15 protein-coding genes are annotated in these 14,137 nt (G+C 65.5%); 7 read left to right on the forward strand and 8 right to left on the reverse strand.

Annotated features, from left to right (window positions below; genetic code table 11):
- Positions 1-741: 741 nt before the first annotated feature.
- The 4 genes from A7Q26_RS20565 to secB all read right to left on the reverse strand — a co-directional run bounded on the left by A7Q26_RS20565 (position 742) and on the right by secB (position 4,875).
- On the reverse strand, positions 742-1,392 hold the full coding sequence (locus tag A7Q26_RS20565; protein WP_066863809.1) for a DUF4136 domain-containing protein: 651 nt from the start codon (positions 1,390-1,392) through the stop codon (positions 742-744).
- 207 nt (positions 1,393-1,599) lie between these two features.
- A complete protein-coding gene (gene trpS, locus A7Q26_RS20570; RefSeq protein ID WP_066863812.1) occupies positions 1,600-2,637 on the reverse strand; it encodes a tryptophan--tRNA ligase in 1,038 nt (345 codons plus the stop codon).
- A 15-nt stretch (positions 2,638-2,652) separates the two neighbouring features.
- Positions 2,653-4,230 (reverse strand): murein biosynthesis integral membrane protein MurJ, encoded by a 1,578-nt coding sequence (murJ, locus tag A7Q26_RS20575; protein ID WP_066863814.1) that lies wholly within the window; start codon positions 4,228-4,230, stop codon positions 2,653-2,655.
- Positions 4,231-4,368: 138 nt separating this feature from the next.
- Positions 4,369-4,875 (reverse strand): protein-export chaperone SecB, encoded by a 507-nt coding sequence (gene secB / locus A7Q26_RS20580; RefSeq protein WP_066863817.1) that lies wholly within the window; start codon positions 4,873-4,875, stop codon positions 4,369-4,371.
- Positions 4,876-5,060: 185 nt separating this feature from the next.
- Between secB and A7Q26_RS20585 the strand changes: the two genes are divergently transcribed.
- The 4 genes from A7Q26_RS20585 (at position 5,061) to A7Q26_RS20600 (ending at position 9,304) form a co-directional block, all read left to right on the forward strand.
- Entirely contained in the window at positions 5,061-5,714 is a 654-nt protein-coding gene (locus tag A7Q26_RS20585) for a Tim44/TimA family putative adaptor protein (protein ID WP_066863821.1), read from the forward strand.
- A 19-nt stretch (positions 5,715-5,733) separates the two neighbouring features.
- Positions 5,734-6,981 carry a murein transglycosylase A gene (gene mltA / locus A7Q26_RS20590; RefSeq protein WP_066863824.1) on the forward strand — a complete coding sequence of 416 codons (1,248 nt, stop codon included), beginning with the start codon at positions 5,734-5,736 and terminating at the stop codon, positions 6,979-6,981.
- A gap of 10 nt (positions 6,982-6,991) precedes the next feature.
- Positions 6,992-7,522, forward strand: a complete 531-nt coding sequence (locus A7Q26_RS20595; protein WP_066863827.1) for a Smr/MutS family protein — start codon at positions 6,992-6,994, stop codon at positions 7,520-7,522.
- 96 nt (positions 7,523-7,618) lie between these two features.
- Positions 7,619-9,304: a putative bifunctional diguanylate cyclase/phosphodiesterase gene (locus tag A7Q26_RS20600; protein WP_066863830.1), complete on the forward strand. Its 1,686-nt coding sequence runs from the start codon at positions 7,619-7,621 to the stop codon at positions 9,302-9,304.
- Positions 9,305-9,362: 58 nt separating this feature from the next.
- Here the strand turns inward: A7Q26_RS20600 and A7Q26_RS20605 are convergent, their stop codons facing one another.
- A complete protein-coding gene (locus A7Q26_RS20605) occupies positions 9,363-10,148 on the reverse strand; it encodes a TerC family protein (RefSeq protein WP_066863833.1) in 786 nt (261 codons plus the stop codon).
- A 213-nt stretch (positions 10,149-10,361) separates the two neighbouring features.
- Here A7Q26_RS20605 and A7Q26_RS20610 point away from each other — a divergent pair, with 213 nt between their 5' ends.
- Positions 10,362-11,381 (forward strand): class 1 fructose-bisphosphatase, encoded by a 1,020-nt coding sequence (locus tag A7Q26_RS20610; protein WP_066863836.1) that lies wholly within the window; start codon positions 10,362-10,364, stop codon positions 11,379-11,381.
- Positions 11,382-11,417: 36 nt separating this feature from the next.
- Here the strand turns inward: A7Q26_RS20610 and A7Q26_RS20615 are convergent, their stop codons facing one another.
- The 3 genes from A7Q26_RS20615 to A7Q26_RS20625 all read right to left on the reverse strand — a co-directional run bounded on the left by A7Q26_RS20615 (position 11,418) and on the right by A7Q26_RS20625 (position 13,195).
- A complete protein-coding gene (locus tag A7Q26_RS20615) occupies positions 11,418-11,612 on the reverse strand; it encodes a hypothetical protein (RefSeq protein WP_066863839.1) in 195 nt (64 codons plus the stop codon).
- 44 nt (positions 11,613-11,656) lie between these two features.
- Positions 11,657-12,595, reverse strand: coding sequence for a right-handed parallel beta-helix repeat-containing protein (locus A7Q26_RS20620; RefSeq protein ID WP_066865190.1), 939 nt, complete (start codon positions 12,593-12,595; stop codon positions 11,657-11,659).
- 300 nt (positions 12,596-12,895) lie between these two features.
- Positions 12,896-13,195 carry a hypothetical protein gene (locus tag A7Q26_RS20625; RefSeq protein WP_066863842.1) on the reverse strand — a complete coding sequence of 100 codons (300 nt, stop codon included), beginning with the start codon at positions 13,193-13,195 and terminating at the stop codon, positions 12,896-12,898.
- A gap of 99 nt (positions 13,196-13,294) precedes the next feature.
- On the opposite strand from A7Q26_RS20625, the gene A7Q26_RS20630 reads away from it, so the two are divergent.
- Together A7Q26_RS20630 and A7Q26_RS20635 are read left to right on the forward strand one after the other, a co-directional pair.
- Complete coding sequence (locus tag A7Q26_RS20630) at positions 13,295-13,603, forward strand: hypothetical protein (protein WP_066863845.1); 309 nt, start codon at positions 13,295-13,297, stop codon at positions 13,601-13,603.
- A gap of 280 nt (positions 13,604-13,883) precedes the next feature.
- The gene (locus A7Q26_RS20635; protein ID WP_066863847.1) at positions 13,884-14,120 is read left to right on the forward strand and encodes a hypothetical protein; all 237 of its coding nucleotides are present in this window, start codon (positions 13,884-13,886) and stop codon (positions 14,118-14,120) included.
- Positions 14,121-14,137 lie beyond the last annotated feature (17 nt).

Here is a 14,137-nt window from a genome sequence, read left to right on the forward strand (position 1 = left end):
CGCGTCTCAACCGAGATGGCGCTCCATGTTCTCGCTTACAACTTGACCAGGGTGCTCAACATCATGGGGAGTAAGGCAATCCTCAAAGCCATCGCGACCTAAAGGAAAGGCTGCGCTCAACTCGCGGCAATGCGGTTTTGTGAAATGAACTCCCTTCTCAAAACCACCGCTCCAGCGTTTTCACACGGCCTGGACCAATTTTGGTCACGCCATCAGAGTATCCGCTTCACTGAAACTGGCCACCCATTTAGAGAGCACGTAGAAGGCTGATTGACCAAACTCGGTGGAGACAGGCTGTTCACTCTCCGAGGGAACGCGCTTTGACTTTAGGTCCGATCAAACCGATCAAACTGGTGATTCCACATGTGAGCAGTACAAGCCCAATGGGCGGCTTTCCTTCAATGACCCAAACCGTCAGCAGCGCTGACCCACTAACGACGATCGGCGTGGCAAGAGCGCAACGCATAAGCGTGTAACGGTTGTGATCGCGGGTCATCGTTAGATGATACCGTGCGACAGAATGATCGCAAGTGGGTGAATGCCGAACGTTTTTTTTCGCGCGTCGTCCGCTATCGCCAATCATTTCCCCGAAAGCTGACTGTCGCATAACCACCCCAAGCGGCCGTTCACCCGCGCGCCGCGAAACGACACGGCGATCCCGAAAGAAAACCCGGCGCTCCTGCCGAAGCGCCGGGTCATGTCAGGGTCTGGCCGGGAGCCGCCCCTTGTACGCTTTGTCTGTCAGCCCTTCTTTTCGGGCGGCAGGGTGATCTTCACATTTTCCCCATTCTGGCCAGGGAAGTTGGTGAACATCGCGTCGATCAGGTTCGGAACCAGATAGGTCAACTTGTTCGACAGCGACTGGGCGCTCGCCTTGCCTTCGAACAGACGGCGATTATCGGCCGCGCGGTCGATCTTCACGCTGAGGTCGCTGGTGTAGACAGTGTAGCTCGACACGTCATTATAGCCCGCGCCGCCAAACAGCCACGGATCATAGAAGCCATAGCCCCAGGGGCGGCCCCAGCGGCCGCGCCAGCCCCAGCCGCCGCCATACATGAAGGGATCACCACCAAAGCCGGAAGAGCGGACCTTCTCGCGACCATTGTCGACATCATAGGCGACCCGGACGATCAGGTCGGCACGCGCCGGGTCGCTGGCGGGAACATAGCCGGTCTGGGTCAGGCGCTGCCCGACCAGATCGGCATAATGGGCGAACTCCAGTCCGCCGGCGAGCCGGGGATCGTCGGCGACGACGGTATAGCTCTGGCCTGCCGGGGCGGGGAGTTGCTGGAAACGGGCGACATCAGCCTTGAACGACGTGGCGCAGCCCGACAACGCCACCAGCGCCAGTGCGGGCGCTGCAATCAGGCCGAACATCTTGAAACGGGTCATTTTTCTGCGTCCTGTGACAGGCGTTGAGCCTGGGTTCATTCTTGCGCCCTTCGCTAGCAAAAGGCAACTGAACATCGTTTGAACGCACGATCGGACCGAATGGGCGCAAACCATGTTCTCGCCCTCAAGGACGACGCCCGGAGACCGAACCCGTACCGGGCAGACGTGGGGCGCGCCCTTTTCGCGCGCGCGCCTGCCCCTCCGTTATCAGCGCATCAGGCCCATCGCGTCATAGGCCGCGCGCAGCGTCGGCTCGGCCGCCGCCGCCGCCTTGGCCGCGCCCTTGTCCAGGATCGCGTCCAGCGCCGCGTCGTCAGTGCGCAATTCCAGGAAGCGCTCGCGAATCGGGCGCAGCGTCTCGACCAGCAATTCGCCCAGCGCCGGCTTGAACGCGCCGAAGCCCTTGCCCGCAAACTCGGCGCAGACCGCGTCCGGTGTGGTGCCGCGCAGGGTGGCGAAGATGCCGACCAGATTGTTCGCTTCCGGGCGGCCCGCCAGCCCTTCCGCCGTTTCGGGCAGCGGTTCGGGATCGGTCTTGGCCTTCTTCACCTTCTGCATGATGGCGTCATCGTCATCGGTCAGGTTGATGCGGCTCATGTCGCTCGGGTCGGACTTGGACATTTTCGCGGTGCCGTCGCGGAAGGACATGATCCGCGCCGATTCCTTCGGAATGATCGGGTCGGGCAGCGTGAACAACTCGACCCCGAAATCGGTGTTGAACTTGGTCGCGATGTCGCGCGCCAGCTCCAGATGCTGTTTCTGGTCCTCGCCCACCGGCACATGGGTCGCGTTGTAGAGCAATATGTCGGCCGCCTGGAGCACCGGATAGACGAACAGGCCGATCGAGGCGCCCTCGCGGTCCTTGCCGACCTTGTCCTTGAACTGGGTCATGCGGTTGAGCCAGCCGATGCGCGCCGTGCCGTTCAGCAGCCAGCAGAGTTCCGCATGGGCCGGCACGCGCGCCTGGTTGAACAGGACCGAGCGATCGGGGTCGATCCCGGCGGCGACCAGAGCGGCGGCCATGTCGCGGACGTTGCGGATGCGCTGCTCGCGTCCTTCATGCACGGTGATGGAATGCATGTCGGCGAGGAAGAAGAAGCACTGGCCCGGCGTTTTCGTCGGCGTGTCCGTGTTGGCCGCCCCGCTGTCCATCTCATCCTGCATCCGCACCCAGTTGCGGATCGCGCCGAGGTAGTTGCCCAGGTGCAGATTGCCGGTCGGCTGGATGCCGGAAAGGACGCGCATGTGACTGATCCGTTCTTATGAGGTTGCGTGTTTGCGGCACATAAGCGCCTTGATGTCGGAGAGCCGATAGGCGCCCGTGATGAAGGACGCCAGCCCGTAAAGCGTCACGCCCGCGCCGACGAGCAAGGCGAGCGCCACATAACGCTGGAGCATGGCGCCGGTCAGCCAGGGGTCGAGCAGCCCCTCCCCCGCCCACAGCGCGCCGCCCATGATGAGCGCAGCGAGGGCGAGGCGGGGAATACGCCGGCGCAACCCGGCATCGGCCGCGAAATGACCGCGCTTCACCAGCGTCGCATAGAGCATCGCGACATTGACGGTGGAGGACAAGGCGGTGGCGAGCGGCGGCCCGATATGGCCGAGGGTGGGGATCATCGCGAGGTTCCCGACGATGTTGATGACGATCGAGACCATCGCAAAGCGCACCGGCGTCTTCGTATCACCGCGCGCATAATAGCCGGGTGTCAGCACCTTCACCAGGACATAGGAGGGCAGGCCGATCGAGAAGGCCGACAGCGCCCAGCCGCAGCGCATCGCATCCTCGGGCGTGAAACGGCCATATTGGAACAGGCCGCGCACGATCGGCTCCGCCACGACCAGGAATGCCACGGTGGCGGGCAGGGTCAGGAACAAGGCGAGTTCGATGCCGCGATTCTGCGTCTCCATCGCCGCCTGCTCCTCGCCCTTCGACAACATGCGCGAGATCGTGGGGAGGAGGATGGTGCCAAGGCCGATGCCGATCAGGCCCAGCGGCAACTGGTTCAGGCGATCGGCATAATAGATATAGGTGATGGAGCCTGAGGCGAGCAGCCAGCCCGACAGCGCGGTGGAGATCAGCAGGTTGATCTGCGACGCGCCCGCCCCGGCGGCGGCAGGAACGATCAGGCGGAGCAATTGCTTCACGTCGGCGTCGAGGCGCGGCCGCCGCAGCTTCATCGACACGCCCGCGCGCCGGCACGCCCAGATCAGCCACAGCAGTTGCAGCGCGCCGCCGATCGTCACCGACATCGCCTGCACTCGCGCCGTCTCATATTCGTCCGCGCCGTGGAACAGCCACAGGCCCGCGATCATGCTGAGGTTGAGCAGGATCGGGGCGGCGGCGTTGACCCAGAATTTGTCGAGCGAATTGAGGATGCCGCCCAGCAGCGAGGCGAGGCTGATGAGCGCCAGATAGGGGATGGTGATGCGCGAGAGGGCGACAGCGAAGGCGAATTGCTCGGCGCTTGGATTCTGGCGCGAAAAGCCGCCCGAGAGCGCCCAGGTCACGGGCCAGGCGGCGGCGATCAGGATCGCGGTGAACAGGATCAGGACCGGCAGCAGTACCGCCAGCGCGCGCTCGGCGAAATGGAAGCCGGCGGGCAGCCCGCCCTCCCCTGCCGCCTTGCGGTTGAACAATGGCACAAAGGCGGCGGCGAAGGCGCCCTCAGCGAAGAGCGCGCGGAACATGTTGGGCAGGCGGAAGGCGACGCCGTTGAACGCGTCCGACGCGAAGCCCGCGCCGACATAACGCGCCGCGAGCGAATCGCGCACTAGCGCCAGGATGCGGCTGGCCAGCGTCAGCCCGCCGACCGAACCGAGAGCGCGGACGAGTTTCATCAAATGATCCCTTCCCCCGTTCGGCCCGAGCTTGTCTAAGCCCTTTTCTTTTCTTCAAGAAAGAGCGACGCTTCGACATTCGGGCGAGACGCGTGGCTCGCCTGAACAGGGCGAACGAAGGCCAGGGACATCCTTATATCAGGCGTGACCGGCCGGCTCGCCTGCGGTCGCTTCCATCTGTTGCGCCTGTTGCAGGTAGAGCGCGCCGAAGTCGATCGGCTCGAGCAGCAGCGGCGGGAAGCCCCCGTCGCGGATCGCATCAGCCAGCACGCGGCGGGCAAAGGGGAAGATGAGGCGCGGCGCTTCGGCCAGCATGAAGGGCTGGACCTGATCCTCGGGCACGTTGCGCATCCCGAACAGCGCCGCATAGAGCAGCTCGACGGCGAAGGCGGTGCCCTGCGGCGCAACCGCCTTGACGTCGATCTTCAGCGCGATTTCCAACACTTCCTCACCCACGCGGTCGGCGCCGATGTTGAACTGGACGTCGATCTGCGGCTGGTCCGGCCACTGGTAGACGGCGGGCGCGTTGGGGTTTTCGAAGGAGAGATCCTTCACATATTGGCTGATCAGCGCGATCTGTGGCGCGGTGTCGGCGCCATTGGGCTGGACGTTGATGGTGGTGCTGGTGTCGGCTTCGTCGGCCATGCTCTCTACCTTGACTTTCCCTGTTGGCCGGCGGCGGCTCGCCCCCGGAATATGATGACCCGCGCGCTTAGCAGGGGCGCTGGAGGAGGGCAATGGCGCCGCCGTCAACCCGCCATTTGAAGTTGCGGGCAAACATGCCTATGTTGTCGATGGAACCTGATTTTGAACAAAGGGTATTAGCCCCCGTGTATGTGATCGTCATCCTCGCCATGATCGCCGGCTTCCTGGCCCTGCGGCTCTATTCTGTGCTGGGCAAGCGTACCGGGCACGAACAGGAGCCTGCACTGCGCCCGGCGGAGGATCGCGCGAAGGTGACGGTGCTGCAACCCGGCCCGGTCGCGCAGAATAGCGGTGATTCGGTGCGGCTGGCCGAAGGGCTGATTGCGCCGGGCGCGGAAACGGGCGTGCGCGCGCTGATCGCCGCCGATCGCAGCTTCGACGTGCCCCAGTTCGTGGAGGGCGCCAAGAGCGCCTACCGGATGGTGCTGGAGGCTTTCTGGCGCGGCGACCGCGACGAACTGGCTTGGCTGTGCGACACCGACGTGCTCGCTTCCTTCGAGGAAGCGATCGCCGCGCGTGCGGCGCAGGGCCATGTCCTCGACAATCGGCTGGTGCGGATCGAGAAGGCGCAGATCGTCGAGGCATCGATCAAGGACCGCATCGCCGAGGTGGCGCTGCGCTTCGAAGCGGACATCGCCGCCGTCACGCGCGACAAGGACGGCAATGTCGTCGCCGGCTCGCTGACCGATGCGATCGGCACCAAGGACATTTGGACCTTCAGCCGCGACATTCGCAGCGCGGACCCGAACTGGAAGCTCAGCGAAACCGACGAAGCGTGATCTGGGGCGCGATCGGGGCATGAATTTCCGGCAATCGGGCGGCGTACTGGCCGCAGCACTGTTGCTGTCGGCCTGCGCGGGCGGCGTGATCCCTCCGTCCGCCGGCGGTCCGGCGCCGACACGACCTTCCGGCGAGACGGCAACCCGCCCCAGTCCCGCTACCCCCCGCCCTGCCCTGCCGGTCCAGCCGCCTGTCGAACCGGCGCTTGACCAGAGCACCGCCGCCGGACTGGGCGTGACGAAGGGTCCGGACATTGCCGGACTGATACCTTCGGGCGAGCGTGCCCGCCTCGCGCTCCAGGCCTTCCGCCTGTCCTGCCCGACGCTGATGCGCCGCACCGACCAGAGCGGCCTGACCAGGGGGGCCGACTGGAACAATAGCTGCGCCGCCGCATCGAGCTGGCCCGAAGCCTCAGCCAGCGAATTTTTCTCCCGCTATTTCGAAGCGGTGCAGGTGGGCGAGGGCACGGCCTTCGTCACCGGCTATTATGAGCCGGAGATCAGCGGATCGCGCGTCCGCCAGCCCGGCTATGACGTGCCCATCTATCGCCGTCCGACCGACCTCATCGATGTCGATCTCGGCCAGTTCAGCGAGAGCCTGAAAGGCAAGTCGATCCGGGGCAAGGTGCAAGGGACGAAGTTCATCCCCTATGACGAGCGCAGCCGGATAGTGGCCGGATCGCTCGCGGGGCGCGGGCTGGAACTGGCCTGGGCGGCCGATCCGGTGGAATTCTTCTTTCTCCAGGTGCAGGGGAGCGGCCGGCTGAACCTGCCAGACGGCGGCGTCATGCGTATCGGCTATGACGGACAGAATGGCCGCGATTATACCGGTATCGGCAAGCTGATGAAGGATCGCGGCCTGATTCAGGCCGGGTCGATGCAGGACATCATGGCCTGGCTGCGCGCCAACCCCGTCGAGGGCGCAGCGATCATGAACGAGAATAAGAGCTTCGTCTTCTTCCGCGAACTGACCGGCGCCGGGCCACTGGGCGCGCTCGGCGTGCCGGTGACGCCGGAAGCGACAGTCGCGGCCGACCCGAAATTCATTCCGCTGGGCGCACCGGTGCTGCTATCCCTCGACCGGGCCGAACCCAATGGCATCTGGATCGCGCAGGATACGGGCGGGGCGATCAAGGGCGCCAACCGCTTTGACAGCTTCTGGGGCGCAGGCGCGCGGGCGCGCGGCATCGCCGGGGGCATGTCGGCGCGGGGCAGCGCCCTCATCCTGCTGCCGATCGGATCGGCGGCGCGGCTCGCGCGCCCCTGACGGTCGGGCCATGGTCCGGCGCCGTCTCACAGTCGATGAAGAGGCGCTCTGGGACGCGCTGACACGATCGGTACGGCCGCTGCGGCCGGGCCAGCGACGGCCGGCGCCGGTCGCCACGCCCACCCCGACACCGAAGATAGGGTTAACGCCGCCGCCCCGCCCCGCCACCCCGGCCAAGCCCGTCGCGACGCCCGCCGCCACGCTCGATTCAAGCTGGGAACGCCGAATCCGTAGCGGCAGCCTGACCCCCGAAATGAGCATCGACCTGCACGGCCACAGCCTCGCCGCAGCGCACAACAGGCTTAATCAGGCGCTGGCCCAGGCGCTGGCCCAGGATGCCCGCATCATGTTGGTCGTAACCGGAAAGCCACCCAAAAATGCGGTTGGAGCAGGCACGGCACGGCGCGGCGCCATCCGGGGAGAAATCGGCCACTGGCTGGAAACCAGCCCCTATGCGGACCGTATTGCCAGCGTCCGGATCGCCCATCCGCGCCATGGCGGCGACGGCGCCATCTATCTTATATTGCGTCGCAAAAAATAGCGCCGATCCCGCCGGTTGCTGATATTTTCTTAACCACTGTCCTTCATATCCGGTGGATCGGGGCTCCATATGGGGCGGCTATCGGGCAGGAGGCGAATGCAGGGCGTTACCTTGAAGAGCCGCGCCACTGCCTTCGCCTGCGCCGCGGGGGCGCTGGTGTTCATCCTTTCGATGATGCTCGGCTATACGGCGGGGCAGGAGGACGACCTGCTGCGGATCGGGCGCGCCCTGATCATCGCGATCCTGTGCGGCACGATGAGCTGGGCGTCGGCCCGCCGGTCCATGGCTGCCACCGCCACCGCAATCGATGTCGCAACCGAGAGGCTGGTGTGCGCCGCGCATGGCGACCTGCAATCGCCCGTTCCCAGCGAAATCGCAAAGGAACTGCCCGACCTGTCGGTCGCGATGGAAAGCCTGTTCAGTCAGGTTCGCACCAATCTCGATCATGTGCAGGCGCTCGCCCTGTTCGACCAGGTGACGGGCCTCGCCAACCGCACCAGCTTCTGCCGCCAGGTGGAACGCCATCTGGCGGAGCGGACCGACGCCGGCATGGCCGCGCTCTTCTTCATCGACCTGGACGGGTTCAAGGGCGTCAACGACACGCTGGGCCATGCCGCAGGCGACCAGTTGCTCGCACGCGTTGCCGGGCGGCTGCGCGAAGTGGTGATGGCGCAGGTCAGCAACGGCACCGGCGACGCCGTGATCGGCCGCCTCGCCGGCGACGAATTCACCATGTTCTTCCCCACCCTCACGGGTCGCAGCGCAGCCTCGCGGATCGCGCGCGCGATCCAGTTCGCGCTGAGCGAGCGGTTCGACCTGGGCAGCCAGCATGTAGAGCTGGGCGCGTCGATCGGCATCGCCTGCTATCCCGACCATGGCGACACGCTGTCCGCCCTGCTGCGCGCCGCCGACATCGCCATGTATCATGCCAAGCATGAGGGGCGCGGACGCGCGGAAATCTACACCGCCGAACTGGCGCTGGAAGCGGCCGACCGGGCCGAACTGGAGCGCGAATTGCTGCTGGCGCTCCAGCGCGAGGAATTCCTGCTGGAATTCCAGCCGCAGATCGACATCGTCACCGGTGACGCCGTCGCCGCCGAGGCTCTGGTGCGCTGGGCGCATCCCGAACGCGACCTGGTGATGCCCGGCGCGTTCGTGCCGGTCGCCGAGGAAAGCGGCGCGATCGTCGCGCTGGGTGACTGGGTGATGAGCCGGGTGTGCGAAACCGCCGCGCGCTGGGCGAAGGCCGGCATGACGCAGCGCATCGCCATCAACATCAGCACGCGCGAACTGGCGCAGGCCGATTTCTTCCTTCGCCTGCGCCACGCCATGGCGACGCATGAGACGCCCGCCGCCATGCTGGAACTGGAAATCACCGAATCGCTCGCCATGGAGATGGAGCCGCGCATCCTGACCCAGTTGCGCGCGCTGCGGGACGATGGCGTCCGCATCGCGATAGACGATTTCGGCACCGGCTATTCCAATCTCGCGCGCCTCCGGGAATTGCCCGTCGACCGGGTGAAGATCGACCGCAGCCTGGTGCGGGACATCGCCACCTCGGCCGAAGCGCGGACCATATGCAGCGCCGTCGTCGGCCTGATCCAGGGGCTGGGCATGGAAGTGGTGGTCGAAGGGATCGAGAGCGAGGCCCAGATGGACGTGCTGCGGGTGATCGGCTGCTCGCTGTTCCAGGGCTATCATCTCGCCAGGCCCAGCCGCGAGCGGGCCTATCTCGACCGCTTCGCGCCTGCGCTGGCGGTGCTGGACATGCGCAGCGTGTGAAGGCGAGTGGAGCGGCGCTTTGCCGCCCCGCTCCTGCCCGGCCCCGGAGCCGCCGCTGCTATTCCACCCCGCGCCGCACCTTCGCCCGGCGGGCGAAAATGTTGAGGCACTCGACCAGCGTCGAAAAGGCCATGGCCGCGTAGATATAGCCCTTGGGCACATGCACGCCGAAACCATCGGCGATCAGCACCGCACCGATCATCAGCAGGAAGCCCAGCGCCAGCATCACCACGGTCGGGTTGCGCGCGATGAAGTTGGCGAGCGGGTCCGCCGCCAGCAGCATCACCGTCACCGCCACGACCACCGCGATCACCATGACCGCCAGATTGTCCGTCATGCCCACCGCCGTCAGGATCGAATCGAGCGAGAAGATCATGTCGAGCAGGATGATCTGCACGATCGCCGCGCCGAAGGTCATCGTCGCAACGCTCCGCTTGTCGAGCATATCGTCGCTGCCGGACGGGTCGACATTATGATGGATTTCCTTCGTCGCCTTCCAGATGAGGAACAGGCCGCCGCCGATCAGGATCATGTCGCGCCAGGAAAATTCGGTTTCGAAGGTCGGCGCGCCATGCGTGTCGAGCGGGCCGCTGAGGCCCAGGTCGAACACCGGCTGGGTCAGCCCGACGATCCAGGCGATCATCGACAGCAGGACGAGGCGCATCCCCAGCGCCAGGCCGATGCCGATCCGCCGCGCCTTCGGCCGCTGCGCCTCCGGCAGCTTGTTGGTGAGGATGGAAATGAAGACGAGATTGTCGATGCCCAGCACGACCTCCATCACCACCAGCGCGATGAGCGCGGCAAGGGCCGTGGGATCGGTGAAGGCGGCGATGAGACTGTCCATGATGTTCCTCTTTGTCGTGCCCATTGGCACGCCAGCGCAACGACAGGAGCGGCCTCTCGTTCCGCCATACATAGTTTGTCACATGACAACGCTAACAGGGACACGGGACGTCGCGTCCGGCTGGACTAGGGCGTTTCTCTCCCGTAGCGAGGGCGTGTCATCCCCGGTCCGGCCCCGGCCGCGATCTCCCGACCCATTCGCGAAAGGCGTTTCATGGCTCGAACCACCCTCACCCGCTTCCTCATCGAACAGCAGCGCCAGGCCAATGCCCTGCCGGCCGAATTGCGCCTGCTGATCGAAACCGTCGCCCGCGCCTGCAAGACCATCAGCCATTCGGTGGGCAAGGGCGCGCTGGGCGAGGTGCTGGGCAGCCTGGACAGCGAGAATGTGCAGGGCGAGGTGCAGAAGAAGCTGGACGTGATCGCCAACGAACTGCTGCTCGACGCCAATGAATGGGGCGGCCACCTCGCCGCCATGGCCTCGGAGGAGATGGAGACCATCTATCCCATCCCCAACCGCTATCCCAAGGGCGAGTATCTGATGCTGTTCGACCCGATCGACGGGTCCAGCAACATCGACGTCGACCTGTCGGTCGGGACCATCTTTTCCGTCCTGAAAGCCCCCGAAGGCTGCGCCGGACGGGACGTGACGGAGGAGGATTTCCTCCAGGACGGCCGCCAGCAGGTCGCAGCCGGCTATGCGATCTACGGTCCCCAGACGATCCTGGTGCTGAGCGTGGGCGCCGGCGTCCATGAATTCACCCTCGACCGGGAGGTCGGCAGCTGGGTCCTGACCGACGCCAACATGCAGATGCCCCAGGGCAAGTGCGAGTTCGCCATCAACATGTCGAACCGCCGCCAATGGTCGCCCGCCGTCACCCGCTATGTCGACGAGCGCGTCCTGGGCGCGGCGGGGCCGTGCGGCAAGGATTACAACATGCGCTGGACCGCATCCATGGTGGCGGACGTGCATCGCATCCTGAAGCGCGGCGGCATCTTCATGTATCCTTATGACCACCGCAGCCCCGGCAAGGCGAAGCTGCGGCTGATGTATGAGGCCAATCCGATGAGCTACCTGATCGAACAGGCCGGCGGCGCATCGAGCGACGGCTTCATGCCGATCATGGACGTGCCCGCCAGGGGGCTGCACCAGCGGGTCGGCGTGGTGCTGGGCGATACGGCCGAAGTGGAGGCCGTGGTCGCCTATGGCCGGGAGGAACAGGCCGCGGCCTGATCCCCGCACGGTTGGGTCGGCCGATGCCGGCTCAACCTACCCCTCGATCAGGTCGAGATAGGCGACCACGTCATTGTCGGTCGCCAGGAAGAGGCCGTCCTGCACTTCGGCGGGCTGTTGTTCGGCGACGTGGAGCGCCTGGGACAATGGCCCGTACATGATGGTCATCGCGGCCCCGTCATCGCCCAGATGGTAGAGGCGGACGGTCGCGCTGTCATAGGTGGTTCGCATCCCCCTGCCCTAGCAGAACGGCCCCGAAAAGTCAGCGCCCTCCCTCAACGCCGGTCCTTGACCTTCATCGACGGCGCCAGATCGTTCGCGCCGATCCGGACCGGATCATCGGTGAAATTGGCGACGAAGGTCGAATTGCGCTCGACCCCCGGCACGAAACCCGCCCGGTTCCCATCGATCACCAGTCCGGCGCTCGACTGTTCGCGGCCCTCCGGCGCGACGGTGATGAAGGCGGACCAATTGTCCTTGTCCTTGCCCTGCACCATTTCGTTGCCGCTGATGACCCCGCTCGCCCCGTTGCTGAGGTCGATCATGTAGTTGGTCAATCGCCCGCCGCTGTCGTCGAAGCTGTTGCCGGTGATGGTGACGCGGGCGGTGCGGGTTTTCAGATAATGGCCGCCATCGCCCTGGTCGAAGCGGCTGTTGGTGACGGAGAGGCTGGCGAGCCGCCCGATATAGATGCCGTGCGCGCAGTCGAGATCGCGGTCGCAACGGCCGAGATGGCGGAAGGTCGACTTGTCGATGACCACCTGCCCGTCGCCATGATCGCCGGTCAATATGCCTTCCTCGCTGTTGCGGAACAGGCTGTTGCGGACGGCGAGGTTGCCGCTTTCGAGGCGGATGCCCGCGCCATTGCCGTCGGGCACGCGGATATTCTGGAAGATGATCCCCTCGACCGTGCTGGACCGGCCGCGCAGCACCAGCGCCGCCTTGCCCTCGCACGGCACGCCGTCGAAGATGGCGGTGCCCGGCGTCGCGGCGCGGATGGTGACGTCGCCGCCCTGCTGCACCGCGCACTGGCGATAGGTGCCGGGCGCCACCAGCACCGTGCCGCGCCCGTCGCCGATCGCGGCGAGCGCGTCGCCCAGTGACGCAAAGGTGCGGCCGGTTTCGGTAACGGTGAAGGGCGCGGCGTTGCCCTGCGCCAGCGCGGTGGCGCCGATCGCGACGGAGACGAGGAGGCTGGTGGAGAGGATACGCATGGCGTGGACGATAGGCCCGGCCGATTGCAGGACCAAGGCGGGAACGGGGTTAATGGCGCGCTGGCCCGATATGGGACAGGTGCGCGCGGGTGGATGAAGGACGCGGCCGAGGGGCGCGGCGGGACGGTCATCACCGGGTCACGCCCGCGAAGTTCACAGTGTCGCTGGTTCCATATTCGCGGCGAAATCGCGCCGGATGCGCCAGCGACGCGCCGGGAACGCGCCCCCGACGCGACGACGACGCGCCTGTCGGGTCACAATGACGCGCCGCGAGGGTCATAGTGACGCGCCCCCCACGCATCAGCGACGCGCCGGCCGGGTCACATCGGCCGGGACGGCGGGCCGGCCGGAATGGGCAGCGAAGGGATCGGCGAGGCTCTGCGCATGGAGCGCGAGCGCGCTGGTCCATGTCCGGTCGAACACCGTCCCCGCCAGCCGCCGCCGCAACCGATGCGCGCTGGCGGGCGACATGCCTGCGGCCCGCGCCGCCTGCGTCACATTGCCGGTCGCGAGCAGGGTGGTGAGGAAAAGGCGCTGCCGCTCCGGCGTCCAGCGGACGCGGTCGGCTGCGGGCGGATTGGGGTCGGGCTGCTGGTCCATCGACAAGGATAGATCAGATGAAATCCTATTTTGGAAGAGGAATAGGATTTTGGGGAGCGGACCTTGCTACCGCAGCGCCTTCGACGAACATTCGGGAATATGGACGCGCGCATTCCAGTTGCCGATGCCAGGCGGCAGGTGGCGACGGAAATCGAAACCTTCGTGGTGCCGACGCCGCGTCCTGACCAGTTAGGAGAGGCACTCCCCGCCGCATGGTTTGTGCAGCAACCAGATGAGATGAGAGCGGCTTTGACCGAGCATTACCTCGTCGAGATTGATGGTGACGCGCGCTTCCCCGGAAGCATCCCCAAGCCGGTGCCAAGGCGGGTTATCATTGTCGCCGAGGATGACGATATCGTCCTCGCTTGCGATCCTGACCCTGGCGGTGATTTCGCTTTGATATCCTAGTCGGCTTCCGGCTTTGGTGTATCGCCCATTCGCGGCCATGCCGTGGATCGCTTCATGGCACGCCAGGCAGGGCGGTTGCCTAAACCGGTGGCATGGAAGTTCCGTAAGGGGGCGTTGGCGGCCAAGCAGCATGCGGCCACTGTCACCGGATAGCAGCGCCCGGTGGTCGGGAGCAGCCCGGCGCCGGGCATCAATCGGATGAATCGACTGGCAAGGCGCTTGATAGTGATTGCCGTGGGAGGCAAAGGCCGTTGATCCTCCCACTTGGTTCGGATGAGAAATGCAAAAATTACTTAGGGTTATAATCGTTGTCGTCGTGGCTGTGATCGTGATGTTCGGCGGCCGATGGTATATGTATGTGGCGCAAGGCAGCAGTCCTTACGACGAGGTTGGCGTCGCTTTGAATGGCTATATGCCTGCGCCTTTGCGGGATTGGGGCTGCCACAAGATGCAATCGCGGTTCCCGGGCCAGTTGCCCCCCTATGGTTGCTCGGTGGATGGCCGTAACTGGATCTGAGCTTCTGACCTGCCGCC

It is taken from the genome of Sphingobium sp. TCM1 (assembly GCF_001650725.1).
GTDB lineage: Bacteria > Pseudomonadota > Alphaproteobacteria > Sphingomonadales > Sphingomonadaceae > Sphingobium.

What these genes read in the sequence shown, in the direction of transcription:
- A7Q26_RS20565 (WP_066863809.1), bottom strand. Translation starts at nt 1,392, where the DNA reads ATGACCCGTTTCAAGATGTTCGGCCTGATTGCAGCGCCCGCACTGGCG.
- trpS (WP_066863812.1), bottom strand. Translation starts at nt 2,637, where the DNA reads ATGCGCGTCCTTTCCGGCATCCAGCCGACCGGCAATCTGCACCTGGGC.
- murJ (WP_066863814.1), bottom strand. Translation starts at nt 4,230, where the DNA reads ATGAAACTCGTCCGCGCTCTCGGTTCGGTCGGCGGGCTGACGCTGGCC.
- secB (WP_066863817.1), bottom strand. Translation starts at nt 4,875, where the DNA reads ATGGCCGACGAAGCCGACACCAGCACCACCATCAACGTCCAGCCCAAT.
- mltA (WP_066863824.1), top strand. Translation starts at nt 5,734, where the DNA reads ATGAATTTCCGGCAATCGGGCGGCGTACTGGCCGCAGCACTGTTGCTG.
- A7Q26_RS20595 (WP_066863827.1), top strand. Translation starts at nt 6,992, where the DNA reads ATGGTCCGGCGCCGTCTCACAGTCGATGAAGAGGCGCTCTGGGACGCG.
- A7Q26_RS20600 (WP_066863830.1), top strand. Translation starts at nt 7,619, where the DNA reads ATGCAGGGCGTTACCTTGAAGAGCCGCGCCACTGCCTTCGCCTGCGCC.
- A7Q26_RS20605 (WP_066863833.1), bottom strand. Translation starts at nt 10,148, where the DNA reads ATGGACAGTCTCATCGCCGCCTTCACCGATCCCACGGCCCTTGCCGCG.
- A7Q26_RS20610 (WP_066863836.1), top strand. Translation starts at nt 10,362, where the DNA reads ATGGCTCGAACCACCCTCACCCGCTTCCTCATCGAACAGCAGCGCCAG.
- A7Q26_RS20615 (WP_066863839.1), bottom strand. Translation starts at nt 11,612, where the DNA reads ATGCGAACCACCTATGACAGCGCGACCGTCCGCCTCTACCATCTGGGC.
- A7Q26_RS20620 (WP_066865190.1), bottom strand. Translation starts at nt 12,595, where the DNA reads ATGCGTATCCTCTCCACCAGCCTCCTCGTCTCCGTCGCGATCGGCGCC.
- A7Q26_RS20625 (WP_066863842.1), bottom strand. Translation starts at nt 13,195, where the DNA reads ATGGACCAGCAGCCCGACCCCAATCCGCCCGCAGCCGACCGCGTCCGC.
- A7Q26_RS20630 (WP_066863845.1), top strand. Translation starts at nt 13,295, where the DNA reads ATGGACGCGCGCATTCCAGTTGCCGATGCCAGGCGGCAGGTGGCGACG.
- A7Q26_RS20635 (WP_066863847.1), top strand. Translation starts at nt 13,884, where the DNA reads ATGCAAAAATTACTTAGGGTTATAATCGTTGTCGTCGTGGCTGTGATC.